The organism is Streptomyces sp. NPDC034670 (genome assembly GCF_055574875.1).
This window is the reverse complement of the sequence record NZ_JBVITR010000021.1, coordinates 72,789-98,049: the sequence shown is the minus strand read 5'-3', so window position 1 is coordinate 98,049 and position 25,261 is coordinate 72,789. Positions and strand designations below refer to the sequence as shown.

Here is a 25,261-nt window from a genome sequence, read left to right as displayed (position 1 = left end):
GCGCGATCCGCTCCCGCGCGGTCAGCTTGCCCTTGGCGTGCTGCGCCGCCGTCGCCCTCTCCCCCGGCCCGGCCAGCGCCTGCCGGCGGATCCCCTGCAACTCCGCCACCCGCCCACGCGCATCGGCCGGCTCCTCCGGCAGGTCGGTCGGCTCGCCCGGCGCCTCATCCAAAACGGTCATGAAGCGACTTTACGAAGCCCACCGGGTAATGCGAGCCGTCGACTCCGCACAGTCTCCGGGGTGTTTTCCTGGTAGCCCTGAACAGAACCACGGCCGCGTGCAGGCGTTCCGACTGCTCAGAGGGCGTACGGCTTGTAGGGGTCGCACAAAGCCGTCGGCTGAGAGTCACCTCACATCCGCGGGTGGCACATACCTCCCCAAGGGTGATGCACGGCTCCAGACGGCGGTCGGCGGCCGGGGTGCCCACGGCAGCGCCGGCCCGCGGCGCCGCTCGTGCGGGGTGCCCCCGGACGTCCTCCGGCGGTTCGCCCGTCCGGGCCCGGTCCGCTCACGCAGAGGGTAGCGGTACGGCCCCGGCCGGGGCGGTCGCGGTTGCTCGGGGGCGGTGCGGGGTCCTGTCCGGACGGACGCGCGGGAACGCGGCACCGCGGGCCGCCGCTCCCCGGGTCCTCAGCCGAAGCGGTTCAGCAGCCGCCGGTAGAGGCCGGGACTGAGACCGCGCACGCGGGCCGGGAGGGTGAGCCAGGCGGGGACGTAGGCGTCGTCGTGGCCCCGGGAGACCGCGTGCCAGACCGCGTCCGCGACGCTGCCGGGCGAGGTGGGGCGGGGGCGGGCCCGGTCGTACGGACGGCCGCGGCGGGCGAAGAAGCGCGTCTCCACGGGGCCGGGCACGACGAGCGTCACGCCCACGCCCGTACCGCGCAGCTCCTGCCGGAGCGCCTCGGCGAACGCGGCGAGCCCGGCCTTGGCCGCGGAGTACACCGCCTCCTCCCGCACGCCCACGCTGCCGGCCACCGAGCCGACGAGGACCACCCGGCCCCGCCCGGCCGACACCATGGGGGGCAGGACCTCCCGTACGAGGTGCAGCGTCGCGTTGAGGTCCAGGAACAGCACCCGGTCGATGTCGGTGTGCGGCATGGTCCTGAACGGGCCGGCCCAGCCGATGCCCGCCCCGGCGACCAGCACGTCGATCCGGCCGGTCTGGCGCAGCGCGGCCTGGGCCAGCAGCCGCGCCCCCTCCGGGGCGGCGAGGTCGGCGGGCAGGAGGACCGCCGGGGCACCGGCCGCCGTCTCCTCCAGCCGGCGCCGGTCCCGCCCGCTGAGCAGCAGGTGCCAGCCCTCGGCGGCGAAGCGCCGCGCCGTGGCCGCGCCGATGCCCGAGGAGGCGCCGGTGACGAGGGCGACGGGCCGGTCGGCGGGGGGTGGCGGCCGGTGTTCCCGCGCCGCGGCCGGGACAGGGACGGGGCGTCCGGGGCCCACCGGGGGTTCGTAGGTGGAGCCGGAACCGGTGTGGGTCACGAGTCGGTCTCCCTGCGCTGTCGGTCCGCTCTGGTCTCGTGGCCGCTGCGGGGTCGCTGCGGGTGCTCGTCTTCCAGGACACCCCCACTCCGGTGCGGCGCGCCAGCGCTGGAGCCGCTCGCCGGATCCGGCTCCCCGCCCGGTCCGGCGCATGTCACCACCGCTTCCCGCGCCCTTCGGGCCGTGCGGCGGGAACCACCCCTGCGTGCCGCGCGGTGCCGCCAGGCGGGTGTACGGGGAGCACCCGGGGCGGGGTGCCCACCCGCGGCCCGCCGCACGGGCGGACCGTCCCCCCCGGCCCCTCCCGGGGGCCGCCGCCCCGGGGAGCCGGGCAGCCGCCGGCGGCCCGGGGCGGCGGGTATGGACGGCGGCGACCGGGGTACGCCGGGGGCACGGGACCGGTGAGCCGTGGCCGCGTGCCGCCCCGTCGTGCCGGGGCGGCAGGGCCACGAGCCGCGGGTGGCGCGGCTCGGGGCCGTGGGCACCCCGCACCGGCGGCCGGACGCCCCGCCGCCGAACGTCCCGCCGCCGGACGCTCCACGAGGGCGACGGGGGAGGAAGCGACCGGGCCGGAGCCACCCCTTCCGGGCGACGCGACCGCGACACTCCGCCAGAGATGTTGAACATTGAAGGGAATGGGTCTACGGTGGGTCTCGTTGAGATAGTTGAAACTTCAACGTGATCTCCCGTCCCCTCGAGGAGGAACACCATGGGCATCTTCAACCGCAAGAACGACGAGACCGCGCCCGCCACGGACACCGCCGCCGTGAGCCCGGACCTGGCCGCCCTCACCGGCGACTACACCATCGACCCCGCGCACACCACGATCGGCTTCGTCGCCCGGCACGCGATGGTCACCAACGTCAAGGGCAGCTTCAAGGACTTCACCGGCACGCTGCACCTCGACGGCACCGACCCGTCCAGGTCCACGGCCACCATCGACGTGGTGATGGACAGCATCGACACGGGCAACGCCGACCGTGACGGCCACCTGAAGAGCGCGGACTTCTTCAAGACGGACGAGTTCCCGGCGATGACGTTCCGCTCCACCAAGGCGGAGGCCCTCGGCGGCGACGAGTACCGCATCACCGGTGACCTGAGCATCCTGGGCACCACCCGGCCGCTCACCATCGACCTCGAGTTCAACGGCTCCGCGAAGGACCCCTTCGGCAACGAGCGCGTCGGCTTCGAGGGCAGGGCGGAGATCCTGCGCTCCGACTGGGGCCTGTCCTGGAACGCCGCGCTGGAGACGGGCGGTTTCCTGGTCTCCGACAAGATCAAGCTGGTCCTCGACATCTCGGCGATCCGCAACGCCTGACCCCGCCGCCGGCCCCGGCCGGCGCCGCCCCGAGCGCGCCCGCCCCTTCCGACCCCCGTGCGGAAGGGCGGGCGCTCGGCGTGTCCGGCCCCCGCGCCGTGCGGGGCCGCGGCGACGGCACGCCGCCGGAGCGGTACGCGGGAGAACGCGGTGGGCCGGTCGCGCGGACCGGCCCACCGCACCGCGGGTCGTTCAGAACCCGCCGCCGAAGTCCCCGCCGCCGCCGAAGTCGCCTCCCCCGAAGCCCCCGCCGAAGCCCCCGCCGAAGTCGCCGGCGTCGAAGTCCGCGCCGGAGAGGTCGCCGCCCTCGTAGCCGCCGAAGTCGCCGTAGCCGGCGCCGTAGTCGGCCGCGTAACCGGGGCCGGCCATCATGCCGCCGAGCAGCGTGCCGACGAGGAGGCCGGGCAGCAGGCCGCCGCCGAAGTAGCCGCCGGCCCAGGGGCCGTAGGCCGGACCGGCCTCCCAGTAGGGACGGCGGCCGTACTCGGTGTCGACCTCGCGGACCATCGGGTCGTGGCCGTCGGCGAGGCGGGCCCGGTCGGCCGCGCAGACCGGGACCTCGCGTGCGGCACCGCCCGGGGGCGTCCAGACGGCGTCGTCGACCGAGGGGCCGTGGCGCGGGTCGAAGAAGCAGGGCGGACGGCGCTCCGGCAGCGCCCGGCCCTCCCGGCGCGCGGCGAGCCGGGCGAGGGCGAAGCGGCCGTCCTCCACGGCCTGGGTGACGCCCCGGACGTCCTCCGGTTTGCGGGCCCCGGCCATCAGCCGCTTGGACTGCTCGTAGGCGTCGAGCGCGTGCGCGTAGTCCGCGCGCATCGCGTCGTCCGCGCCGGGCTCGGCGGGGTGGAAGTCGAGGCGGTCGAGTTCCTCGCCGAAGGCGGTGATGTCCTCGTCGACCACCACGCGCAGCTTCTCCAGCGCGGCCCGCTGCTCCTCCTCGTGGCGGCGCCGGTTGCGGCGGGACACGGCGTACACGCCCGCGCCGCCGGCGGCCAGCAGGGTGCCGACGGTGATCAGCCCGCCGACGGGGACGCCGCCGCCGGACCCGTCGTTCCAGGAACTCGGCGCCGATCCGCCGAGGTTGCGCAGCGCGTCGTCGACGAAGTCGTTCAGCTGGGCCTTGGCGTCACCCGCGCCCTGCGCGGCCGCGACCAGGTTCTGCACGCCCTGACGGCTCATGACGCTGCTGTCGGCGCGCGCGTCGAACTCGTCGCCGAGGCGGATGCCGTACAGACCGGTGACCCCGGTCTCCGTGCGCAGGTTCCGGAAGAGGTTCTCGGTCGGGTAGTCCGCCGGGAGGACCGCCACGAAGACCGGTTTGTCCGCGTCCTCGATCTTGTCGGCGAGGGCCTCGGCGTCGGACTTCGACAGGATGTCGGTGGCCTCGGGGTCGACGTAGACGGGGCTCTCGCGCAGTTCCCGGGCGATGGTCGAGAGGTCCGTGGCCGCGTGCGCCCCGGGCGCCCCGGCCATCAGTGCCGCCAGTGCGGCGGCTATCGGCACGATCAACAGGCGTATAAGAGTACGCATCGGCGCGGCCTTCATAGGTTCGAAGCTACCCGAATCCGCCCTGAAACGGGCATCGGGCCCGGTGGGGGTTTCCGGTGACGCCCCCGCCGGGCCCGTTCCTCCCGTGGCGCTACGCGGCCGGTTCCACCCCGGCGCGCAGCAGGCCGTAGGTGTACGCGTCCTCCAGCGCCTGCCAGGACGCGGCGATGACGTTGTCCGCGACGCCCACCGTGGACCACTCCCCCGTCCCGTCGGACGTGGAGATCAGGACGCGGGTGGTGGAGTGGGTGCCGTGCTTGCCCTCGAGGATGCGGACCTTGTAGTCGACCAGCTCCAGCTCGGCCAGCTGGGGGTAGATCCGCTCCAGGGCGACGCGCAGGGCGCGGTCCAGGGCGTTGACCGGGCCGTTGCCCTCCGCGGTGGCGACGATGCGCTCGCCCTTGGCCCACAGCTTGACCGTGGCCTCGTTGGCGTGGGAGCCGTCGGGGCGGTCCTCGGCGATCGCGCGCCAGGACTCCACCTCGAAGTACGTCAGCGGCCCGCCCTCGGCCTCCGCGCGGAGCAGCAGTTCGAAGGAGGCGTCGGCGGCCTCGTACGTGTAGCCCTTGAGCTCGCGCTCCTTCACCCGCTCCACGACCCGGCCGACCAGTTCGCGGTCCCCGCCGAGGTCGATCCCGAGCTCCTTGCCCTTGAGCTCGATCGAGGCGCGGCCGGCCATGTCGGAGACCAGCATCCGCATGGTGTTGCCGACCTGCTCGGGGTCGATGTGCTGGTACAGGTCCGGGTCGACCTTGATCGCGGAGGCGTGCAGGCCCGCCTTGTGCGCGAACGCGGAGACGCCGACGTAGGGCTGGTGGGTGGAGGGGGTGAGGTTGACGACCTCGGCGATGGCGTGCGAGATGCGGGTCATCTCGCGCAGCCGGCCCTCCGGCAGGACCTTCCTGCCGTACTTCAGCTCCAGCGCGGCCACCACCGGGAACAGGTTGGCGTTGCCGACGCGCTCGCCGTAGCCGTTGGCCGTGCACTGGACGTGGGTGGCGCCCGCGTCGACGGCGGCGAGGGTGTTGGCGACCGCGCAGCCGGTGTCGTCCTGGGCGTGGATGCCGAGCCGGGCGCCGGTGTCGGCGAGCACGGTGGCGACCACGGCCTGGATCTGCGCCGGGAGCATGCCGCCGTTGGTGTCGCACAGGACGACGACGTCGGCACCGGCCTCGGAGGCGGTGCGGACGACCGACTTCGCGTACTCGGGGTTGGCGCGGTAGCCGTCGAAGAAGTGCTCGCAGTCGACGAAGACCCGGCGGCCCTGCTCCTTGAGGAAGGCCACGGTGTCGCGGACCATCTCCAGGTTCTCGTCCAGGGTGGTGCGCAGGGCGAGTTCGACATGGCGGTCGTGGGACTTCGCGACCAGCGTGATCACCTGCGCGCCGGAGTCGAGGAGCGCTCTGACCTGCGGGTCCTTATCGGCGGTGGTGCCGGCGCGGCGGGTGGAGCCGAACGCGACCAGCCGGGCGTGCCGGAACTGGATCTCCTGCCGGGCGCGGGCGAAGAACTCGGTGTCCCGCGGGTTCGCGCCGGGCCAGCCGCCCTCGATGAAGCCCACGCCGAACTCGTCCAGGTACCGTGCGATGGCCAGCTTGTCGGCGACCGTGAGGTTGATGCCCTCGCGCTGGGCGCCGTCGCGCAGGGTGGTGTCGAAGACGTGGAACGAGTCGTCGGGCTCGCTGGTTGCGGTCATGGTCTGAAGGCTCCTGTGTTGATCTCGGTCTACCGGAATGACCGGTTCCACCGTTCCTCCATGGTCCCTCGCGCCCGGTCTCCGGCCGCGGGTGGGGCCGGGAAACAGAAAAACCCCTCGCGGGTGCGAGAGGTCTGCGCGCGGGTCGAGGACGACGGTGTCCGCCCGTACGGTGTCGTACGTGCGGTCACTGCGGACCGGCGCGCCTGCTGCCAATAATCGTGGCGAACGAGAGCACGGGGGAAGTCTGGCACAACCCGCCCCCGCGCTCACCGTCCGTCTCAGGATGCGGGCGGTGGGTGCTCGCCCGGGCGGCTAGCCGAGCGGGTGCATCCAGCCGTGCTCGTCCTCGACGGTGCCGCGCTGGATGTCGAGGAGGGCGCGGCGCAGGCGCAGGGTGACCTCGCCGGGTTCGCCGCCGCCGTGCCGCCACTGGGCACCGGACCGCTTGACGGTGCCGACCGGGGTGATGACGGCGGCCGTGCCGCAGGCGAAGACCTCGGTGAGGGTGCCGTTCTCGGTGTCGCGCTGCCACTGGTCGACGGAGACGCGCTCCTCGACGGCCTCGTAGCCGAGGTCGCGGGCGACGGTCAGCAGGGAGTCACGGGTGACGCCCTCCAGGATGGACCCGCTGAGGGCGGGCGTGACGATCTTGTCGCCGTAGACGAAGTACAGGTTCATGCCACCGAGTTCCTCGACCCACCGGTGCTCCACGGCGTCGAGGTAGCAGACCTGGTCGCAGCCCTGGGTGGCGGCCTCGGCCTGGGCGAGCAGGGAGGCCGCGTAGTTGCCGCCCGTCTTCGCGTCGCCCATGCCGCCGGGGACGGCGCGGACGCGGTCCTCGGAGACCCAGATGGAGACCGGCTTGACCCCGCCGGGGAAGTAGGCGCCGGCCGGGGAGGCGATGACCAGGAACAGGTACTCGTTGGCGGGCTTGACGCCCAGGCCGACCTCGGTCGCGATCATGAACGGGCGCAGGTAGAGGGACTCCTCGCCGCCGTGCGCCGGAACCCACGCCTTGTCCTGCGCGACCAGGACGTCGCACGCCTCGATGAACGTCTCGACCGGCAGTTCGGGCATCGCAAGACGGCGGGCGGAACGCTGGAAGCGCTCGGCGTTCTTCTCGGGGCGGAAGGTGGCGACGGACCCGTCGGGCCGGCGGTAGGCCTTCAGGCCCTCGAAGATCTCCTGGGCGTAGTGCAGGACGGTGGTGGCCGGGTCCAGGGAGAGCGGCGCGTACGGGACGAGCTGGCCGTCGTGCCAGCCGCGGCCCTCGGTCCACTTGATCGTCACCATGTGGTCGGTGAAGTGGCGGCCGAATCCGGGGCTGGCCAGGATCGCCTCGCGCTCTGCGTCCGAGAGCGGGTGGGCCGAGGGCTTGAGCTCGATCGTGGGCGTCGTCATGAGTGGTTGTCCTTCACCGGTTGTAGTGACGGGCCGCGCACACGCCCGTACGGCCGGTGGCCGATGCTTGGACGTCCGAGCATTCCCTCATTCCGCGGCTCCGCGTTCGATTATCGCCCGGGGGCGGCGGCGGAAGGAACGGGTGAATGCGGCCCGGTGGTCGATGGTGGCACCCGGCGGGGACGTGCGGAAGCCGCCGGGCGCTGGAGGCGACCCGGCGGCTTCGGTGTTCGCGTGGGGCGCGCCGGGTCAGCCGGCTACTCGCGCGGCGAGCGCGTCGCCGATCTGCGAGGTGCTGCGGGCGGGCAGGCCGCCGGGGGTACCTCCCGTGCCCTTGAGGCCACGGGGGAACTCCGCGAGGTCGGCGGAGACGGCGTCCTCGATGCGGGCCGCCTCGGCGTCGTGGCCGAGGTGGCGCAGGAGGAGGGCGACGGACAGGACCGTGGCGCTGGGGTCGGCCTTGCCCTGTCCGGCGATGTCCGGGGCCGAGCCGTGCACGGGCTCGAACATGGAGGGGTACTCCCCGGAGGGGTTGATGTTGCCGCTCGCGGCGACGCCGATGCCGCCGGAGACGGCCGCGGCGAGGTCGGTGATGATGTCGCCGAAGAGGTTGTCGGTGACGATGACGTCGAAGCGCTCGGGCTGGGTGACCAGGTAGATGGTCGCGGCGTCGACGTGGATGTAGTCGGTGGTGACCTCGGGGTACTCCTCGGCCACCCGGTTGAAGACGTCCGTCCACAGGTGGCCGGCGAAGGTCAGCACGTTGTTCTTGTGGACCAGCGTGAGCTTCTTGCGCGGGCGGGCCTGGGCGCGGGCGAAGGCGTCGCGGACCACGCGCTCGACACCGAAGGCCGTGTTCACGGACACCTCGGTGGCGACCTCGTGCGGCGTGCCCTTGCGGATGGTGCCGCCGTTGCCGGTGTACGGGCCCTCGGTGCCCTCGCGGACCACGACGAAGTCGATCTCCGGCTGCCCGGCGAGCGGGGTGGCCACACCGGGCAGCAGCTTGCTCGGCCGGAGGTTGACGTGGTGGTCGAAGGCGAACCGGAGCTTGAGCAGGAAACCCCGCTCCAGGACGCCGGAGGGGACGCTCGGGTCGCCGATGGCGCCGAGCAGGATGGCGTCGTGCCGCCTGAGCGCGTCGAGGTCGGCGTCGGTGAGGGTCTCACCGGTGGCGTGGTAGCGCCTGGCGCCGAAGTCGTACTCCTGGGTCTCCAGCTTCACATCCTGCGGAAGGACGGCGGAGAGGACCTTCAGGCCTTCGGTCACGACCTCCTGGCCGATGCCGTCACCGGGGATCACTGCGAGATTGATGCTGCGAGACATGCGGGCACCCTACTCCTCGTCCCATGCTCTGACACACCCGGTCCGGGATGCGGACAGCCGCACGGGCCGCGGGCGCTCGGCGGACGGTCAGTGGCCGGTGGAACCGCCGTTGTCGCGGCGGTCGAGGGCGCGCTGGAGGGCGGCGGCGGCGTTCCGGCGGTCGGACTCGCTCGTGCGGGGGGCGCGGCGGACACGACGGCGGGCGGTCGTCTCGGACATGGGACATCGACTCCTTCGACATACCGGGAGTGCGGAAAGGAAAGCGGCGAGACTCCCCCGCTGCTCCATGGGCGCGGGAGGGGCCCCGGAAGGGGCGGGAAGCGGTGGACCGCAGGGATTGCCTGCACGGGGCCCGGCTCACGACCGCCATGCGCTCGATCGAGCGCGGCGTTCGGCTCCTACAAAACTAAGGGAGGGGCACCGCCCTGTCTCCACAATTACTCGGACTTCCTACTATTTGAGACAGTGCAGTGGCTCACACCGCGCCGACCTGCGGTGATCCCTACAGCACGTCCCCGTCGCGCCAGTCGAAGAGCAGTTCGTGAGCGGGGTCGAGCGCACCCGCGAGGGCGGGGCGGACGTACGTGCTCCCCTCCTCCTCCGGCAGGTGCACCACCCCGTCCGGGCCGAGGGCGCACACCCGCCCGTCCCAGACCCGCCAGCCGCGCGCGGCGTAGAGCGGGGCGCCGTCGTCGCTGGCGGACAGCATCCCGGCGTCGTAGGCCCGGTCGACGATCCGCTCCAGCTCCCCCATGACCCGTCCCCCGAGCCCGCCCCGCCGCACGTCGGCCCGTACCGCCACGGCCTCCACGTATCCGACCCGGAGCCATCGCCCCCGGTGCCGCACCCGCCGCATCACGACGGCCCCGTGCGCGGCGAGCCCCGCCTCGTCGCGCACCAGCGCGTGCATCCCGCCGAGCGCGTGCTCCCAGTCCTCCTCCCCGAGGTCCCCCTCGAAGGCGTCGGTCACCAGGGCGCGCACGGCGTCGAGTTCGGCCGGCGTGAGGTCGGCGGTGTGGGCGGTGCGGACTCGTGCGGCCGGCGTCATGCCCCCAGTATCGGGGCGACCGCGTCCCCACCGGTTCCGCGGGGACGAGAACGGGCCAGGTCGGGGGGAGACCTGGCCCGTTCGATCGGGTGGGCGTCAGCCCATGTGCGGGTACGTGTAGTCGGTCGGCGGGACCAGCGTCTCCTTGATGGCGCGGGTCAGGGTCCAGCGCATCAGGTTCTGCGGGGCGCCGGCCTTGTCGTTGGTGCCGGAGGCGCGGCCGCCGCCGAAGGGCTGCTGGCCGACGACGGCGCCGGTCGACTTGTCGTTGATGTAGAAGTTGCCGGCCGCGTAGCGCAGCTTCTCCATCGTGTACGCCGCCGCCGCGCGGTCGTTCGCGATGACCGAGCCGGTCAGGGCGTAGTCGGAGACCGACTCCATCTGGGTCAGCATCTCGTCGTACGCGTCGTCCTCGTAGACGTGCACGGCGAGGATCGGGCCGAAGTACTCGGTGCGGAACACCTCGTTCTCCGGGTCGGTGCACTCGATGACGGTCGGGCGGACGAAGTAGCCCACCGAGTCGTCGTAGCTGCCGCCCGCGACGATCGTGCAGGCCGGGTCCTGCTCGGCGCGGTCGATGGCGGCCTTGTTCCTGGCGAAGGCGCGCTCGTCGATGACGGCGCCGATGAAGTTCGACAGGTCGGTGACGTCACCCATCGGGATGCCGTCGACCTCGGCGGCGAACTCCTCCTTGAAGCCGGAGTTCCAGATCGACGCCGGGATGTACGCCCGGGAGGTCGCCGAGCACTTCTGGCCCTGGTACTCGAAGGCGCCGCGGGTCAGCGCGGTCTTGAGCACCGCGCGGTCGGCACTCGGGTGGGCGACCACGAAGTCCTTGCCGCCGGTCTCGCCGACCAGGCGCGGGTAGGTGCGGTACTTCTCGATGTTGTTGCCGACCGTCTTCCACAGGTACTGGAAGGTCTTGGTCGAGCCGGTGAAGTGGATGCCCGCCAGGTCCCGGTGCTCGAGGGCGACCTCGGAGACCTCGATGCCGTCACCGGTGACGAGGTTGATGACGCCCTTGGGCAGGCCCGCCTCCTCCAGCAGCCGCATCATCAGCACGGCGGCGTGGGTCTGCGTCGGGGACGGCTTCCAGACCACCACGTTGCCCATCAGGGCCGGGGCGGTGGGCAGGTTGGCGGCGATGGCCGTGAAGTTGAACGGCGTGATCGCGTAGACGAAGCCCTCCAGCGGGCGGTGGTCCAGGCGGTTCCACACGCCCGGGGCGTTGGCCGGGGGCTGCTCGGCCAGGATCTGCCGGGCGTAGGAGACGTTGAACCGCCAGAAGTCGACCAGCTCGCAGGGCGTGTCGATCTCGGCCTGCTGGGCGGTCTTGGACTGGCCCAGCATGGTGGAGGCGGCCAGGGTCTCGCGCCACGGGCCGGACAGCAGCTCGGCGGCGCGCAGGATGATCGCCGCACGGTCGTCGAAGGACATCGCGCGCCAGGCGGGCGCGGCGGCGAGGGCCGCGTCGATGGCGTCCTGCGCGTCCTGCCGGGTGGCGTTGGCGTAGGTGCCCAGGCGCGCCTTGTGGTTGTGCGGCTGCACGACGTCGAAGCGCTCGCCGCCGCCCATCCGCTTCTCGCCGCCGATCGTGCAGGGCAGGTCGATCGGGTTGTCGGCCAGCTCCCTGAGCTTGGCCTCCAGCCGGGCGCGCTCGGGCGAACCGGGGGCGTAGCCGTGCACCGGCTCGTTGACGGGGGTGGGGACCTGGGTCACAGCGTCCATGAGTGGCGTAACTCCTTGTCTTGAGCGGTGTGGTGTCAGCCCTTGGTGCTCGTGCTCCGGGCGAGGGACCGCAGGTGGGCGGGCTTCTTCACGAGACGGCGCGTGCTGTGCCTTCCCCGGGGACGGCCCCCGGGCCCCCGGCCGGAGCCGGGGCGGCGCGGCCACGTCGCCTCAGTCATGGCTGACCATGCTCCGCAGGAAGAAGCCCAGGTTCGCGGGCTTCTCCGCGAGACGGCGCATGAAGTAGCCGTACCAGTCGGTGCCGTAGGCCGTGTAGACGCGCATGCGGTGTCCCTCGGCGGCCAGCCGCAGGTGCTCGTCGCCGCGGATGCCGTACAGCATCTGGAACTCGTACTCGTCGAGCTTGCGCCCGGCCGTCCGGGCCAGCTCCTGGGCGATGGCGATCAGACGCGGGTCGTGGGACCCGATCATCGGGTAGCCCTCGCCCTCCATCAGCGTCCGCAGGACGCGCACGTACGCCTTGTCGATCTCGTGCTTCTGCTGGTAGGCGACCTCGGCGGGTTCCTTGTAGGCGCCCTTCACCAACCGTACGCGAGAACCGCTCGCGGCGAGGCGGCGCGCGTCCTCCTCGGTGCGGAAGAGGTAGGCCTGGATGACGCAGCCGGTCCCCGGGAAGTCCTTCCGCAGCTCCTCGTGGACGGCGAACATCGAGTCGAGGGTGGTGTGGTCCTCCGCGTCGAGGGTGACCGTGGTGCCGATCCCCGCGGCGGCCTCGACGACCGGGCGGACGTTGGCGAGGGCCAGCTCGTGGCCGCCGGGGAGCGCCTGCCCGAACATCGACAGCTTCACCGACAGCTCGGCGCGGGCGCCGAGCTCCAGGGGGCCCAGCCGGCCGATCAGCTCCAGGTAGGCGTCGCGCGCGGCGGCGGCCTGCTCGGGGGTCGTGATGTCCTCGCCGACGACGTCCATCGTCAGTTCCAGGCCGTTGCCGGTGAGCTCCCGGACGATCGGCAGGACCTCGTCGACGGTCTCACCGGGGATGAAGCGGTCCACGACCTGCTTGGTCACCGGGGCCGCCGAGATCAGGCGTCGCATCCGGTCGCTGCGCGACGCGGCGAGAATCACGGGACCCAGCACGGGGCACCTCCACAGCTGCTGAACAAGGCCGTCGCCCGACGTCGCGGACACGGCACGGAGAACCACCGTGAAACCTAAGGATCCCTCCGATCGTGGGCCATCGACAGCTGTCACGCATCCGTGCGGCAGATCTCAGACAGATGTATGAGGGCGGCGGGGTCCTGGGGGAGAATGCCCGGGTGACGCCGGAACACAGGGGTGACTACCAGGAGCTGGTGGACGAGATCTCGGAGCTGCTCGGCGCTCCGGCGACGCTGGAGAACCGGGACTTCGAACTGATCGCCTTCGGCGCGTACGACAGCGAGGGCGACCTCGATCCGTCCGCGCTGGACCCGGTGCGCACCCGCTCGATCCTCACCCGCCGCTCGACGGCCGCCGTCCGCGCCTGGTTCGAGGGCTTCGGCATCACGCGGGCGACCGGCCCGGTCCGCATCCCGCGCACCCCGGAGGCGGGTGTGCACCGGGGGCGCATCTGCCTGCCCGTGCGCCACCGGGGGGTCGTCCTCGGGTACGTCTGGCTGCTGGAGGGCGAGCCGGGACCCACCGAACGGCAGCTGGACGCGGCCATGCGGGTGGCGGCCCGGATCGGCGCGCTGCTCGCGGACGAGGCCCGGTACGGCGCCGGCCTCACCCGCGAACTGCGGGCGGTGCTCACCGCCGAGCGGGACTGGCAGCGCGACATGGCCGTCGCCGAGCTGCGCACCGCCCTCGGCACCCGTGCCGAGGGCCCGTACACGGTGGTCTGCGTCGCCCCGTGGCCCTCCGCCGACCCCGACGACGCGCCCTCGGTCCGTACGGTTGCGGGGGCGACCGCGCTGTGCGTCCTGCCGCGGGGCGGGGGTGCCTCCCACGCCCCCGGGGCAGGGGGGGAGGGCCTGTCCCTGGCCCTGCTGCTGCGGCTGCGCTCGACGGACACGCCGGCCCCGGCGACGTCCGCGGCGACCCGGCTGCTGGAGCGGGCGCGCGAGGGCGGCCCGGGCCGCGGGCCCGTGGCCGCCGGGATCGCCACGCCCCGTACCGGCCTCGCGGAGCTGGGCACCGCCTGGGCCGAGGCGACGGCGGCGGCGCGGGCGGCGCTGGCCGAACCCCGGCTGGGCCCGGTCGCCCCGTGGTCCGCCATCGGTCCCTTCCGCCTGCTGACCGCGCTGCCCCCGCGGGCCGTCCGCGACCCGGCCGTCGGCCCCCTGCTCGCTCCCGCCCACCGTGAGCTCGCCCGCACCGCCGAGGTCTACCTCGACCGCGCGGGCCAGGCCGGCCGCACCGCGGCCGAGCTGGGCATCCACCGCCAGACCCTCTACTACCGCCTGTCCCGCATCGAGCAGCTCACCGGCCTGGACCTGGACGACGGGGAGGACCGGCTGCTGCTGCACATGGCGCTGAAGGGCGCACGCCTGTGAGCGGTCCGCGGCCCGCCGGGCGACGCCGGTGCCGGCCCTGCGCGGAGCCGGCGTCGCCCGGCGGCGGGCGGGCTCGCCGTCGGCGGCGGTCCGGCCGGTGCCGTCACCGGTGACGGCGCCGTGCCGCCTCCGCGGGGGAGGGCCCGGCGGCCGTCTCCACGCCGGGGCGCCACGGAGCCCGGGCCGGCGGAGGGCGGCTCACGCCCGCGCGGCGGCCTCGACGACCCGGCGGAGGCCGGCGGTCAGCTGCTCGGCCTCGGGCGCGGTCCCCGGGTCGAAGGTCCACTGGGCGATGAGCCCCGTCATCAGGGTCGTGTAGAGCCGGCCGAGGGTGTCCGCGGTCTCGTCGCAGACGTCCTCCTCCCGGCCGCCCATCAGCAGACCGACCAGGCCGCGCCCGGCCTCCCGCTGTGCCACCGCCAGATGCTCGCGCACCTCGGGGAGTTGGTCGCCGAGGGCGAGGACCTCCATGCTGAGCCGCCACACCGAGCCGGGCTCCTTCATGGTGCCGATGATGTTCGACCACACCCGCTCGAACCGCTCGAGGGAACCGGGCGCGGTGCCGTCCACGGTCCCGTCGCCGTCGAAGGCGTCGCCCATCCCCTCGACCAGGGCGACGTACGCCTGCGCGAGCAGCGCGTCCTTCGACCCGTAGTGGTAGCCGATGGACGCCAGGTTGGTCCCCGACTCCTTGACGATGTCGCGCGCGGTGGTCCGCACGAACCCCTTCCGCAGCAGACAGCGCTTGGCGCCTTCGAGCAGGTCTTCACGGTGTCCCATGGCGACCACCCTACTCCGGGCCGTACAAGCGTCCCACACAAGCGTCTTATACAAGCGTTCTAGACAAGCGTATAGGGTGTGCGTACAGTCGCCGTCATGACCACGAACCCGACGAGCCCCTCCCCGACCGCCCGGGCCGGCCGCCGCGAGTGGACCGCGCTCGCCGTGCTGATGCTGCCGCTGCTGCTGGTCTCGATGGACGTGTCCGTCCTCTACTTCGCGATCCCGGCGATCAACGCCGACCTGGAGCCGAACGGCACCCAGCAGCTGTGGATCTTCGACGTCTACGCCTTCGCCGTGGCCGGCCTGCTCATGACCATGGGGTCGGTGGGCGACCGCATCGGCCGCCGCAAACTGCTGCTGATCGGTGCCGCGGCCTTCGGCGCCGCCTCGCTGGCCGCGGCGTACGCCGACAGCGCCGAGACGCTCATAGCGGCCCGCGCGGTGCTCGGCATCGGCGGCGCGACGCTGATGCCCTCGACCCTGGCCCTGGTCCGCACGCTCTTCACGGACGCCGCCCAGCGGGCGCAGGCCGTCGCCGTCTGGTCCGGTGTGATGACGGCGGGCGTGGCGCTCGGCTCGGTGCTGAGCGGCGTGCTGGTGGAGTTCTTCTGGTGGGGCTCGGTCTTCCTGGTGAACCTGCCGGCGATGGTGCTGCTGCTGGCCCTCGGCCCGGTCCTGCTGCCGGAGTCGAAGGACCCCGCCCCGGGCCGTTTCGACTGGTTGAGCGTCCCGCTGTCGACGGCCGCGGTGCTCCCGGTCGTCCACGGCCTGAAGGAGATCCCGTCCGGGGGCTGGGAGGTGCGGTACGTCCTGTCGGTCGCCGTGGGGCTGTTCTTCGCGGCCCTGTTCGTGCACCGGCAGCGGACGGCCGCCTCACCGATGATCTCCCCGGACCTCTTCCGCGAGCGCGGCTTCGCCGCGGCCGTCGTCCTCAACCTGGTCACCCTGTTCGGGATGATGGGCTCGGCGTTCTTCACCACGCAGTACCTCCAGTCGGTCCTGGGCATGAGCGCGATGGAGGCGGCCCTGTGGGCGCTGCTGCCCTCGGTGCCGATCGGCTTCGCGGCCCCGCTCGCCGCCCGTCTGGTGCGCGGGGGCGTCCACCGGGCCCACGTGGTGACGGCGGGCTTCACCGTCGCCGCGTGCGGCTACGCCCTGCTGGCCCTCGCGGACACGGACGCGCTGGCGTCGGTGCTGGTCGCCTGCGGTGCGCTGGCCTCCGGGGTCACCATGGTGGTGTCCCAGATCACGGACCTCGCGCTGGGCGCCGCCCCGGTGGAGCGGGCGGGCTCCGCGTCCTCCCTGATGGAGACCGGGGCGGAGTTCGGCGGGGCGCTGGGCATGGCGGTCCTCGGCTCCGTCGGCACCGCCGTCTACCGCGACCGGATGCCGGACTCCGCCCCGGACGCGGCCCGCGAGACCCTGGGCGGCGCGCTGGCCGTCGCGCAGCGGCTCCCGGAGCGGACAGGGGACGCCCTGGCGACGGCGGCCAGGGAGGCGTTCACCAGCGGGATGCAGGCGGCGGCGGTCGCCGGGGCGGTGGTGCTGGCGGGCGCCGCGGTACTGGCGGGGGCGACCCTGCGAGGGGTCCGGGCGCGGGAGGAGAGGTGCGCGGAGAACGCCGGAGGGGCTGATCGGCTCAGCCCCTCCGGCTCCTGAGGACGCGGCCCGCTCGGGGCCGCCGTCTCAGACCAGGTTCACCGACCGGGCCGACGTCGCCCCGATCTCCGAGGCGAGCTCGCCCAGCACGCCGGGAGACACCGTGTCGTCCACCGTCAGCACCGCGAGCGCCTCCCCGCCGACCGCCGCCCGGGCGACCTGCATGCCGGCGATGTTGATGCCGGCCTCGCCGAGGATGCGGCCCACGGTGCCGACGACGCCCGGCCGGTCCTCGTAGCGCAGGACGACCATGTGGTCGGCGAGCGCGAGGTCCACGTCGTACTCGCCGACCGCGACGATCTTCTGGACGTGCTTGGGACCGGCCAGCGTGCCGGAGACCGAGATCTCCTCGCCGTCGGCGAGGGTGCCGCGCACGGTCACCACGTTGCGGTGGTCGGCCGACTCCGAGCTGGTGGTCAGCCGTACCTCGACGCCCCGCTCCTGGGCGAACAGCGGAGCGTTGACGTAGGACACCGTCTCGTCGACGACGTCCTCGAAGACCCCCTTGAGCGCGGACAGTTCCAGCACCTTCACGTCGTGCTGGGTGATCTCGCCGTACACCTCGACGTCGAGGCGGACCGCGACCTCGCCGGCGAGCGCGGTGAAGATCCGGCCGAGGCGCTCGGCGAGCGGCAGGCCCGGCTTGACGTCCTCGGCGATGACCCCGCCCTGGACGTTCACCGCGTCCGGGACCAGCTCGCCGGCGAGCGCGAGGCGCACCGAGCGGGCGACGGCGATGCCGGCCTTCTCCTGGGCCTCGTCGGTGGAGGCGCCCAGGTGCGGGGTGCAGACCACCTGGTCGAACTCGAACAGCGGGGAGTCCGTGCACGGTTCCTTGGCGTAGACGTCCAGGCCCGCGCCCGCGACCCGGCCCTCCTTGAGGGCCGAGTAGAGCGCCTCCTCGTCCACGATCCCGCCGCGCGCGGCGTTGATGACGCGCACGCCCGGCTTGACCTTGCGCAGCGCCTCGTCGCCGATCAGGCCCAGCGTCTCGGGGGTCTTGGGCAGGTGGACGGTGATGAAGTCGGAGACCTCGAGCAGTTCGTCCAGCGACAGCACCTTCACGCCCATCTGCGCGGCCCGCGCGGGCTGCACGTAGGGGTCGTAGGCGACGATCTTCATGCCGAAGGCGGACATGCGCTGCGCGACGAGGGCGCCGATCCGCCCCAGGCCCACGACGCCGAGGGTCTTCTCGGCGAGTTCGACGCCCGTGTACTTGCTCCGCTTCCACTCGCCGTTCTTCAGCGCGGCGTTGGCCTGCGGGATGTTCCGCGCGGTGGCGACGATCAGACCGCAGGCGAGCTCGGCGGCGGTCACGATGTTCGAGGTCGGGGCGTTGACGACCATCACGCCGGCCTTGGTGGCGGCGGAGACGTCGACGTTGTCGAGGCCGACGCCGGCGCGGGCGACGACCTTGAGCCGGTTCGCCGCGGCGATCGCCTCGGCGTCGACCTTGGTGGCGGAGCGGATCAGGATCGCGTCCACGTCGGCGATGGCCGGCAGCAGCTCGGCGCGGTCCGCTCCGTTGCAGTGGCGGATCTCGAAGTCCGGGCCCAGGGCGTCCACGGTGGCGGGCGACAGCTCTTCGGCGATGAGTACGACGGGTTTCGAGCTCACGTGAGTCCTCACATGTCCAATGCGGACGGCCGTCCCGACGGCCGCAGGCGGTGGAGGGAGTAGTGGCCGCGTGGAAGACGCACGACGCTGTGGGCCTGACGCGTACTAGTGCAGCAGTGTAGTGGCGCCGAGGGCGTCCTCCTGCGCCGCTTCGGAAGGATCACCCGTCCGGGACCGGACGGGATGGACAACGCCGCGGGTACGACGTTACCCCGGGTGCGCCGAAGGGGCCGGAGCATGCCGCTCCGGCCCCGGCGGTGAGGCTCACGCCTCCTCGTCGACCCAGCTCATGAGCTTGCGCAGTTCCTTGCCGGTGGTCTCCAGCAGGTGCTCGGAGTCCTGCTGCTTGTACTCGCCGTACTTCTTCAGACCGCCGTGGTACTCCTCCATCCACTTCGTCGCGAAGGAGCCGTCCTGGATCTCGGCGAGGACCTTCTTCATCTCGGCCTTGGTGGCGTCGGTGATGATGCGCGGGCCGGTGACGTAGTCGCCCCACTCGGCGGTCTCGGAGATCGACCAGCGCATCTTCTCCAGGCCGCCCTCGTACATGAGGTCCACGATCAGCTTCAGCTCGTGCAGGCACTCGAAGTAGGCGATCTCCGGCTGGTAGCCGGCCTCGGTCAGGGTCTCGAAGCCCGCCTTCACCAGCGCGGCCGTACCGCCGCACAGCACGGCCTGCTCACCGAACAGGTCGGTCTCGGTCTCCTCGGTGAAGGTCGTCTTGATGACGCCGGCGCGGGTGCCGCCGATGCCCTTGGCGTAGGACAGGGCGAGCGCGAAGGCGTTTCCGGAGGCGTCCTGCTCGACGGCCGCGATGCAGGGGACGCCGCGGCCCTCCTCGTACTGGCGGCGCACCAGGTGGCCCGGGCCCTTCGGGGCGACCATGCAGACGTCCACGCCGGCCGGGGCCTTGATGAAGCCGAAGCGGATGTTGAAGCCGTGACCGAAGAACAGGGCGTCGCCGTCCTTCAGGTTCGGGGCGATGTGCTCCTCGTAGACCTGGGCCTGGATCGGGTCCGGGACGAGGATCATGATGACGTCGGCCTCGGCGGCGGCCTCGGACGGGGTCACCACGCGCAGGCCCTGCTCCTCGGCCCTGGCCTTGGACTTGGAGCCCTCGTGCAGACCGACGCGCACGTCGACGCCGGAGTCGCGCAGCGACAGGGCGTGGGCGTGGCCCTGGCTGCCGTAACCGATGACCGCGACCTTGCGGCCCTGGATGATGGACAGGTCGGCGTCGGCGTCGTAGAACAGCTCGGCCACTTTGGGTTCTCTCCTTGAGTGCGGTGTTGCGTCCCACCGTATGACGGTGGGGGGAGGGGAAGTGTCGGGGTCTCGGCATGCGGGCGGCCGGACGCGGGCCGGCCGCCCGTCTACGGTCTCAGGCCGACCGGTCCAGGGCCCGCAGCGACCGGTCGGTGATCGAACGGGCACCGCGTCCGATCGCGATCGTGCCGGACTGGACGAGTTCCTTGATGCCGAAGGGCTCCAGCATCCTGAGCATGGCCGACAGCTTGTCGCTGCTGCCGGTGGCCTCGATGGTGACCGCCTCCGGGGAGACGTCCACGGTCTTGGCGCGGAACAGCTGGACGATCTCGACGATCTGGGAGCGCGTCTCGTTGTCGGCGCGCACCTTCACCAGAACGAGTTCGCGCTGGACCGCCTGCCCCGGTTCGAGTTCGACGATCTTCAGCACGTTGACGAGCTTGTTGAGCTGCTTGGTGACCTGCTCCAGCGGGAACTCCTCCACGCTCACCACGATGGTGATGCGGGAGATGTCCGGGTGCTCGGTGACGCCGACGGCGAGCGAGTCGATGTTGAAGCCGCGGCGGGAGAACAGGGCGGCGATCCGGGCCAGGATGCCGGGGGTGTTCTCCACCAGGACGGAGAGCGTGTGCTTGGACATGGGATTGCTTCCTTTACCTGTTCCTTCGCCTGCGGCTCTCAGTCGTCCTCGTTGTCGCCGAAGTCGGGACGGACGTCCCGGGCGGCCATGATCTCGTCGTTGGAGGTGCCGGCGGCGACCATCGGCCACACCATCGCGTCCTCGTGGACGATGAAGTCCACGACGACCGGGCGGTCGTTGACGGCGTTCGCCTCCTCGATGACCTTGTCGAGGTCGGCCGGGTCCTCGCAGCGGATCGCGTGGGCGCCCATGGCCTCCGCCAGCTTCACGAAGTCGGGGACGCGGGTGCCCCTGGCCTCCGGGTTGACGTCGTCGGGCCCCGAGTGCAGCACGGTGTTGGAGTACCGCTGGTTGTAGAAGAGGGTCTGCCACTGCCGGACCATCCCGAGGGCGCCGTTGTTGATGACGGCGACCTTGATCGGGATGTTGTTCAGGGCGCAGGTGGTGAGCTCCTGGTTGGTCATCTGGAAGCAGCCGTCGCCGTCGATCGCCCAGACGGTGCGCCCGGGCGCGCCGGCCTTGGCGCCCATGGCCGCCGGGACCGCGTAGCCCATGGTTCCGGCGCCGCCGGAGTTCAGCCAGGTGGAGGGCTTGTCGTACGCGATGAAGTGCGCGGCCCACATCTGGTGCTGGCCGACGCCCGCCGCGAAGATCGTGCCCTCGGGCGCGAGCTGTCCGATGCGCTCGATGACCTGCTGCGGGGAGAGCGAGCCGTCCTCGGGCAGGTCGTAGCCGAGGGGGTAGGTCTCGCGCCAGCGGTTGAGGTCGTTCCACCAGGAGGTGTAGTCGCCGCGGTGGCCCTCGGCGTGCTCCTTCTGGACGGCCTGGACCAGGTCGGCGATGACCTCGCGGGCGTCACCGACGATCGGCACGTCGGCGGCGCGGTTCTTGCCGATCTCGGCCGGGTCGATGTCGGCGTGGACGATCCTGGCGTGCGGGGCGAAGCTGTCCAGCTTGCCGGTGACGCGGTCGTCGAAGCGGGCTCCGAGGGCGACGATCAGGTCGGCCTTCTGCAGCGCGGTGACGGCGGTGACCGCACCGTGCATGCCCGGCATCCCCACGTGCAGCGGGTGGCTGTCGGGGAATGCGCCGAGCGCCATCAGGGTGGTGGTGACGGGCGCTCCGGTGAGTTCCGCGAGGACCTTCAGCTCGGCGGTGGCGCCGGCCTTGACGACGCCGCCGCCGACGTAGAGGACGGGCCGCCGGGCGGCGGTGATCAGCTTGGCGGCCTCGCGGATCTGCTTGGCGTGCGGCTTGGTGACGGGCCGGTAGCCGGGCAGGTCCATGGTGGGCGGCCAGGAGAAGGTGGTCTTCGCCTGGAGGGCGTCCTTGGCGATGTCGACCAGCACCGGGCCGGGGCGGCCGGTGGAGGCGATGTGGAACGCCTGCGCGATCACCCGCGGGATGTCCTCGGCCTGGGTGACGAGGAAGTTGTGCTTGGTGATCGGCATGGTGATGCCGACGATGTCCGCCTCCTGGAAGGCGTCCGTGCCGATCGCCTTGGAGGCGACCTGCCCGGTGATCGCGACCAGCGGCACGGAGTCCATGTGCGCGTCGGCGATCGGGGTGACCAGGTTGGTGGCGCCGGGGCCGGAGGTCGCCATGCAGACGCCCACCTTGCCGGTGGCCTGTGCGTACCCCGTGGCCGCGTGACCGGCGCCCTGCTCGTGCCGGACCAGGACGTGGCGCACCCGGGTGGAGTCCATCAGCGGGTCGTACGCCGGGAGGATCGCACCGCCGGGAATGCCGAATACCGTGTCGGCGCCGACCTCCTCGAGAGAGCGGATGAGGGACTGCGCACCCGTGACGTGCTCGACGGGGGCGGACTGTCCTCCGGGTCGGGGCCGCGGCTGCGGGTGAGGGGCCCCGGTGGCCTGCTCGGTCATCGGCATTCTCTTCTCGATGCTGAGGGTTTTTGCGAGGTTCGTGCGGGCTACGCGTGCTGCTCGGCAGGTGCCTGTGCAACAAAAAACCCCTCGTGCCGTAAGGCAAGCGAGGGGAGCGCGCCGGGTGTGTGGTCGCTGGACGGTCGAGGTCCAGCGTCAGCCGACGCGCTGTCCAAGTACGAGAATTCGGGTGCGCATGGGACTGACCTTCCTCCCGGCACGCCCTCACTGTCAAGTGGGTGGGACGGGAGTCTCATCATGTGAACGGAGAGCCGTACCACCTCCGAAGACGGCGGTCATCCCGGTGGAGTACATCCCGGCGCCCCCGCCGACGAACACCGGCTCGGCCGGTCCGTGCGGCACCGGGTACCGGCCGGTGGCCAGCGCCCGGCGCAGCCGGTACTCGTCCAGCGGTCCGGAGAAGGCCGCGCCCTGACCGTGCGTACAGCCCATCGCGCGCAGGGCCGCGACCTGCTCGGGCAGGTCCACTCCGTCGGCCACGGACTGCAGCCCGAGGTCGGAGGCGATGCGCAGCAGCCCACTGGTGATCTTGTACAGCCGGGCGGACTCCACCACGCCGTCGACCAGACCGCGGTCCAGTTTCAGTACGTCGACGGGCAGCCTCCTGAGGGCCGTGATCGCCGCGCAGCCGCCGCCGAAGCCGTCGAGGGAGATCCGCACGCCGACCCGCCTGAGCGCGGCCAGCCGGCGCTCCAGCTCGTCCACACCGACCCGGGGGTCGACGTCGGTCAGCTCGACGACCAGGGAACCGGGCGGCAGCCCGTGCCGGGTGAGCAGCCCCTCGACCGAGCCGGGCGGCAGCGCCCCGTCCAGCAGCCGGCGCGCACCGAGCCGGACGGCCACGGGCACCGACAGGCCGGTCGCGTGCCGTTCGGCGGCCTGCTCGACGGCTTCCTCCAGCACCCACCGGTCGAGCTCGGCGGTCTTCTCGCCGCCCTCGGCCACCCGCAGGAATTCCGCGGGGGTGAGGAGCACCCCTTGGGAGGAGCGCCAGCGGGCCTGGGCGCAGGCCGACGTGATCCGGCCGTCCTCCAGGCACACCACCGGCTGGTGCAGCAGGGAGAACTCGCCGTCGTGCAGCGCCGCGCGCAGCCGGGTGGCCAGCTCCGCCCTGCGGACGACGTCCTGCTGCATCTGCGGCCGGTACAGCTCCACCCGGCCCTTCCCGGCGGCCTTGGCCCGGTACATGGCGAGGTCGGCGTTGCGCAGCAACTCGCCCGCGCCGAGGCCGGGTTCGGCGAAGGCGACGCCGATGGAGGCGTTGACGCGGACATCGTTGCCGTCGATGAGGTAGGGCTGGGACAGGGTCGCCCTGAGGCGGTCGGCCAGTTCCAGGATGTGGCGCTCGCGGGCGTCCCGGTCGCGGACGCCGTCCCCGACGATCAGGGCCGCGAACTCGTCGCCGCCCAGCCGGGAGGCGGTGTCGCCCTTGCGGACCGCCTCCTGGAGTCTGCGGGCGGCCTGGACGAGCAGCTCGTCCCCGGCCTGGTGCCCGATCGTGTCGTTGACACCCTTGAAGCCGTCGAGGTCGATGAAGAGCACGGCCGTGCCTCTCAGGGCGGCCCCGCGGTCGGAGGCGCGGCGGCCGGACAGCGCCTGCTGGACACGGCGGGTGAACAGGGCGCGGTTGGGCAGGTCGGTGAGCGGGTCGTGCTCCGCGTTGTGCTGGAGCTGCGCCTGCAGCCGCACTCTTTCGGTGACGTCGCGGCTGTTGAAGATGAGGCCCCCGTGGTACCGGTTGACGGTCGACTCGACGTTGAGCCAGCCGTCGTCACCTGAGCGGAACCGGCACTCGATGCGCGTGGTGGGTTCGTCGACCGGGTCGGCGGCGAGGAAACGGCGCACCTCGTGCACGACGCACCCCAGGTCCTCCGGGTGGATGAGGCCGGCCAGTTCCGTGCCCACCAGTTCCTCCGCGGGGCGGCCGTACACCCCGGCGGCGGCCGGGGAGACGTAGCGGAGGATGCCGCTGGGCGCGGCGATCATGATGACGTCGCTGGAGCCCTGCACCAGGGAGCGGAAGTGGTTCTCCTTCTGCGCCAGTTCCTGGGTGAGGGTGATGTTGTCGAGCAGCATGATGCCCTGGCGCACGACGAGCGCGAGCACCACCGTGCCTCCGGTGAACAGGACGACGCGGTCGACGCTGCGGCCGTTGAGCACGTTGTAGATGATCCCCAGGGTGCACACGGCCGCGGCGAGGTAGGGCGTGAGGGCGGCGAGGGAGCCGGCGATGGGGCGGGCGGCCGGGTACCGGCCGTGCTCGCCGCCGGGCGCGGGCGGCTGGTCGTGGTCCGGGCCGCCGCGCGGCCCGGGCCGGTGCTCGCGGACCACGCGCGTGTGCCCCTCGCCGTCGGGCCGGCCGCCGCGGGGCGCGGTCCAGGGGGCGTACGCCAGGAGCAGCGAACCGGCGAACCAGCCCGCGTCGAGCAACTGCCCCGAGCGGTAACTGCTGTGCACCAGCGGTGAGGTGAACAGGGCGTCGCACATCACGGTCAGCGCCAGTGCCCCGATCGCGGTGTTGACCGCGGAGCGGTTCACCGCCGAACGCCGGAAGTGCAGCGCCAGCACCATGCTGACCAGGGCGATGTCGAGCAGCGGGTAGGCCAGCGACAGCGCGGTGTGCGCGACGTCCGGGCTCTCGGCCCGCGCGGCCTGGGCGAGCGCGAGGCTCCACGCCAGGGTGAGCAGGGAACCGCCGATCAGCCAGGCGTCCAGGGCGAGGCAGACCCAGCCGGCCTTGGTCACGGGCCGTTTGGCGAGCACCAGCAGGCCCACGATGGCGGGCGGCGCGAAGCACAGGAAGAACAGGTCGGCGTAGCTGGGACTGGGCACCGGGATCCCGAGGACCACCTCGTACCACCCCCAGAACAGGTTGCCCAGGGAGGCCATGGTCGAGGAGAGGCCGAACAGCAGCCAGGCGGGCCGGAACCAGGTGCGTGGACTGCGGGCGTAGACGAAGCAGGACACGGCGGCGACACCGGCCGCGGCGCTCAGCCCGAAGTCGCCCATGACGAGGGCGAGCCGCTCCGAGCCCCAGCCGAACGCGGCACCGACGGCGTAGGAGGCGCAGACGAGGGCCAGGACGAGCTGCGCGAGCGGACCGGGCCTGCGGCCGGCGGCCGGGGCGGGAGGCGGCGGCGCCTCCGGGTCGGGTTGCGGCAGCACCGCCTCGTCGAGCGTGGACGTGGAGGTGGGTGCGCTCACCGGTACCTCCCGGTCCGCGCCGCGCCCGGGTCCCTGGTCCCCTGCTGCACCGGGTGGGCGGGCTTCCCGCGGTGGGCGTGCCCGCGGGGGCGGAGGACGGGGCCGCCGGGGCGGTCGCCGTGCCGGAGGTGATGGCCACCGTGGT

18 protein-coding genes and 1 pseudogene are annotated in these 25,261 nt (G+C 72.6%); 3 read left to right on the top strand and 16 right to left on the bottom strand.

Annotated features, from left to right (window positions below):
• Window positions 1-181, bottom strand: a pseudogene (locus tag ACZ56B_RS16780) (methylmalonyl-CoA carboxyltransferase); the annotation flags it as partial.
• 450 nt (window positions 182-631) lie between these two features.
• Window positions 632-1,480, bottom strand: coding sequence for an SDR family NAD(P)-dependent oxidoreductase (locus tag ACZ56B_RS16775; protein ID WP_468790522.1), 849 nt, complete (start codon window positions 1,478-1,480; stop codon window positions 632-634).
• A 709-nt stretch (window positions 1,481-2,189) separates the two neighbouring features.
• Here ACZ56B_RS16775 and ACZ56B_RS16770 point away from each other — a divergent pair.
• A complete protein-coding gene (locus tag ACZ56B_RS16770; RefSeq protein ID WP_468790520.1) occupies window positions 2,190-2,798 on the top strand; it encodes a YceI family protein in 609 nt (202 codons plus the stop codon).
• Between the two features lie 192 nt (window positions 2,799-2,990).
• Here the strand turns inward: ACZ56B_RS16770 and ACZ56B_RS16765 are convergent, their stop codons facing one another.
• The 8 genes from ACZ56B_RS16765 to ACZ56B_RS16730 all read right to left on the bottom strand — a co-directional run bounded on the left by ACZ56B_RS16765 (window position 2,991) and on the right by ACZ56B_RS16730 (window position 12,643).
• Window positions 2,991-4,340, bottom strand: coding sequence for a hypothetical protein (locus ACZ56B_RS16765; protein ID WP_468790518.1), 1,350 nt, complete (start codon window positions 4,338-4,340; stop codon window positions 2,991-2,993).
• A 94-nt stretch (window positions 4,341-4,434) separates the two neighbouring features.
• A complete protein-coding gene (gene cimA, locus ACZ56B_RS16760; RefSeq protein ID WP_468790516.1) occupies window positions 4,435-6,039 on the bottom strand; it encodes a citramalate synthase in 1,605 nt (534 codons plus the stop codon).
• Window positions 6,040-6,354: 315 nt separating this feature from the next.
• The gene (locus ACZ56B_RS16755; RefSeq protein ID WP_468790514.1) at window positions 6,355-7,443 is read right to left on the bottom strand and encodes a branched-chain amino acid aminotransferase; all 1,089 of its coding nucleotides are present in this window, start codon (window positions 7,441-7,443) and stop codon (window positions 6,355-6,357) included.
• A 249-nt stretch (window positions 7,444-7,692) separates the two neighbouring features.
• The gene (locus ACZ56B_RS16750; RefSeq protein ID WP_468790512.1) at window positions 7,693-8,769 is read right to left on the bottom strand and encodes a 3-isopropylmalate dehydrogenase; all 1,077 of its coding nucleotides are present in this window, start codon (window positions 8,767-8,769) and stop codon (window positions 7,693-7,695) included.
• A gap of 87 nt (window positions 8,770-8,856) precedes the next feature.
• The gene (locus ACZ56B_RS16745; protein WP_468790510.1) at window positions 8,857-8,988 is read right to left on the bottom strand and encodes a hypothetical protein; all 132 of its coding nucleotides are present in this window, start codon (window positions 8,986-8,988) and stop codon (window positions 8,857-8,859) included.
• Between the two features lie 283 nt (window positions 8,989-9,271).
• A complete protein-coding gene (locus ACZ56B_RS16740) occupies window positions 9,272-9,817 on the bottom strand; it encodes a GNAT family N-acetyltransferase (RefSeq protein WP_468790508.1) in 546 nt (181 codons plus the stop codon).
• Between the two features lie 96 nt (window positions 9,818-9,913).
• Window positions 9,914-11,545: an L-glutamate gamma-semialdehyde dehydrogenase gene (pruA, locus tag ACZ56B_RS16735; RefSeq protein WP_468790506.1), complete on the bottom strand. Its 1,632-nt coding sequence runs from the start codon at window positions 11,543-11,545 to the stop codon at window positions 9,914-9,916.
• 171 nt (window positions 11,546-11,716) lie between these two features.
• On the bottom strand, window positions 11,717-12,643 hold the full coding sequence (locus tag ACZ56B_RS16730) for a proline dehydrogenase family protein (protein ID WP_468790504.1): 927 nt from the start codon (window positions 12,641-12,643) through the stop codon (window positions 11,717-11,719).
• A gap of 140 nt (window positions 12,644-12,783) precedes the next feature.
• On the opposite strand from ACZ56B_RS16730, the gene ACZ56B_RS16725 reads away from it, so the two are divergent.
• A complete protein-coding gene (locus tag ACZ56B_RS16725) occupies window positions 12,784-14,040 on the top strand; it encodes a PucR family transcriptional regulator (protein WP_468790529.1) in 1,257 nt (418 codons plus the stop codon).
• Window positions 14,041-14,238: 198 nt separating this feature from the next.
• Here ACZ56B_RS16725 and ACZ56B_RS16720 read toward each other — a convergent pair whose 3' ends face one another.
• Window positions 14,239-14,820, bottom strand: coding sequence for a TetR/AcrR family transcriptional regulator (locus ACZ56B_RS16720; RefSeq protein ID WP_468790502.1), 582 nt, complete (start codon window positions 14,818-14,820; stop codon window positions 14,239-14,241).
• Between the two features lie 96 nt (window positions 14,821-14,916).
• Here ACZ56B_RS16720 and ACZ56B_RS16715 point away from each other — a divergent pair, with 96 nt between their 5' ends.
• Window positions 14,917-16,482 carry an MFS transporter gene (locus tag ACZ56B_RS16715; RefSeq protein WP_468790500.1) on the top strand — a complete coding sequence of 522 codons (1,566 nt, stop codon included), beginning with the start codon at window positions 14,917-14,919 and terminating at the stop codon, window positions 16,480-16,482.
• A 27-nt stretch (window positions 16,483-16,509) separates the two neighbouring features.
• On the opposite strand, the gene serA is transcribed toward ACZ56B_RS16715, so the two are convergent.
• From serA to ACZ56B_RS16690, 5 genes are all read right to left on the bottom strand, one after another.
• Window positions 16,510-18,099, bottom strand: a complete 1,590-nt coding sequence (gene serA / locus ACZ56B_RS16710) for a phosphoglycerate dehydrogenase (protein WP_468790498.1) — start codon at window positions 18,097-18,099, stop codon at window positions 16,510-16,512.
• Between the two features lie 264 nt (window positions 18,100-18,363).
• Entirely contained in the window at window positions 18,364-19,362 is a 999-nt protein-coding gene (gene ilvC / locus ACZ56B_RS16705; RefSeq protein ID WP_468790496.1) for a ketol-acid reductoisomerase, read from the bottom strand.
• A 118-nt stretch (window positions 19,363-19,480) separates the two neighbouring features.
• Complete coding sequence (gene ilvN / locus ACZ56B_RS16700; RefSeq protein ID WP_004983099.1) at window positions 19,481-20,005, bottom strand: acetolactate synthase small subunit; 525 nt, start codon at window positions 20,003-20,005, stop codon at window positions 19,481-19,483.
• A gap of 38 nt (window positions 20,006-20,043) precedes the next feature.
• The gene (locus tag ACZ56B_RS16695; protein ID WP_468790493.1) at window positions 20,044-21,891 is read right to left on the bottom strand and encodes an acetolactate synthase large subunit; all 1,848 of its coding nucleotides are present in this window, start codon (window positions 21,889-21,891) and stop codon (window positions 20,044-20,046) included.
• Window positions 21,892-22,122: 231 nt separating this feature from the next.
• Window positions 22,123-25,116, bottom strand: a complete 2,994-nt coding sequence (locus tag ACZ56B_RS16690; RefSeq protein ID WP_468790491.1) for a putative bifunctional diguanylate cyclase/phosphodiesterase — start codon at window positions 25,114-25,116, stop codon at window positions 22,123-22,125.
• Between the last annotated feature and the right edge of the window lie 145 nt (window positions 25,117-25,261).

Bases quoted from the DNA above. Each gene is read 5' to 3' on its own strand.
- ACZ56B_RS16770 (WP_468790520.1), top strand. From the start codon at position 2,190: ATGGGCATCTTCAACCGCAAGAACGACGAGACCGCGCCCGCCACGGAC.
- ACZ56B_RS16765 (WP_468790518.1), bottom strand. From the start codon at position 4,340: ATGAAGGCCGCGCCGATGCGTACTCTTATACGCCTGTTGATCGTGCCG.
- cimA (WP_468790516.1), bottom strand. From the start codon at position 6,039: ATGACCGCAACCAGCGAGCCCGACGACTCGTTCCACGTCTTCGACACC.
- ACZ56B_RS16755 (WP_468790514.1), bottom strand. From the start codon at position 7,443: ATGACGACGCCCACGATCGAGCTCAAGCCCTCGGCCCACCCGCTCTCG.
- ACZ56B_RS16750 (WP_468790512.1), bottom strand. From the start codon at position 8,769: ATGTCTCGCAGCATCAATCTCGCAGTGATCCCCGGTGACGGCATCGGC.
- ACZ56B_RS16745 (WP_468790510.1), bottom strand. From the start codon at position 8,988: ATGTCCGAGACGACCGCCCGCCGTCGTGTCCGCCGCGCCCCCCGCACG.
- ACZ56B_RS16740 (WP_468790508.1), bottom strand. From the start codon at position 9,817: ATGACGCCGGCCGCACGAGTCCGCACCGCCCACACCGCCGACCTCACG.
- pruA (WP_468790506.1), bottom strand. From the start codon at position 11,545: ATGGACGCTGTGACCCAGGTCCCCACCCCCGTCAACGAGCCGGTGCAC.
- ACZ56B_RS16725 (WP_468790529.1), top strand. From the start codon at position 12,784: ATGTATGAGGGCGGCGGGGTCCTGGGGGAGAATGCCCGGGTGACGCCG.
- ACZ56B_RS16720 (WP_468790502.1), bottom strand. From the start codon at position 14,820: ATGGGACACCGTGAAGACCTGCTCGAAGGCGCCAAGCGCTGTCTGCTG.
- ACZ56B_RS16715 (WP_468790500.1), top strand. From the start codon at position 14,917: ATGACCACGAACCCGACGAGCCCCTCCCCGACCGCCCGGGCCGGCCGC.
- ilvN (WP_004983099.1), bottom strand. From the start codon at position 20,005: ATGTCCAAGCACACGCTCTCCGTCCTGGTGGAGAACACCCCCGGCATC.
- ACZ56B_RS16695 (WP_468790493.1), bottom strand. From the start codon at position 21,891: ATGACCGAGCAGGCCACCGGGGCCCCTCACCCGCAGCCGCGGCCCCGA.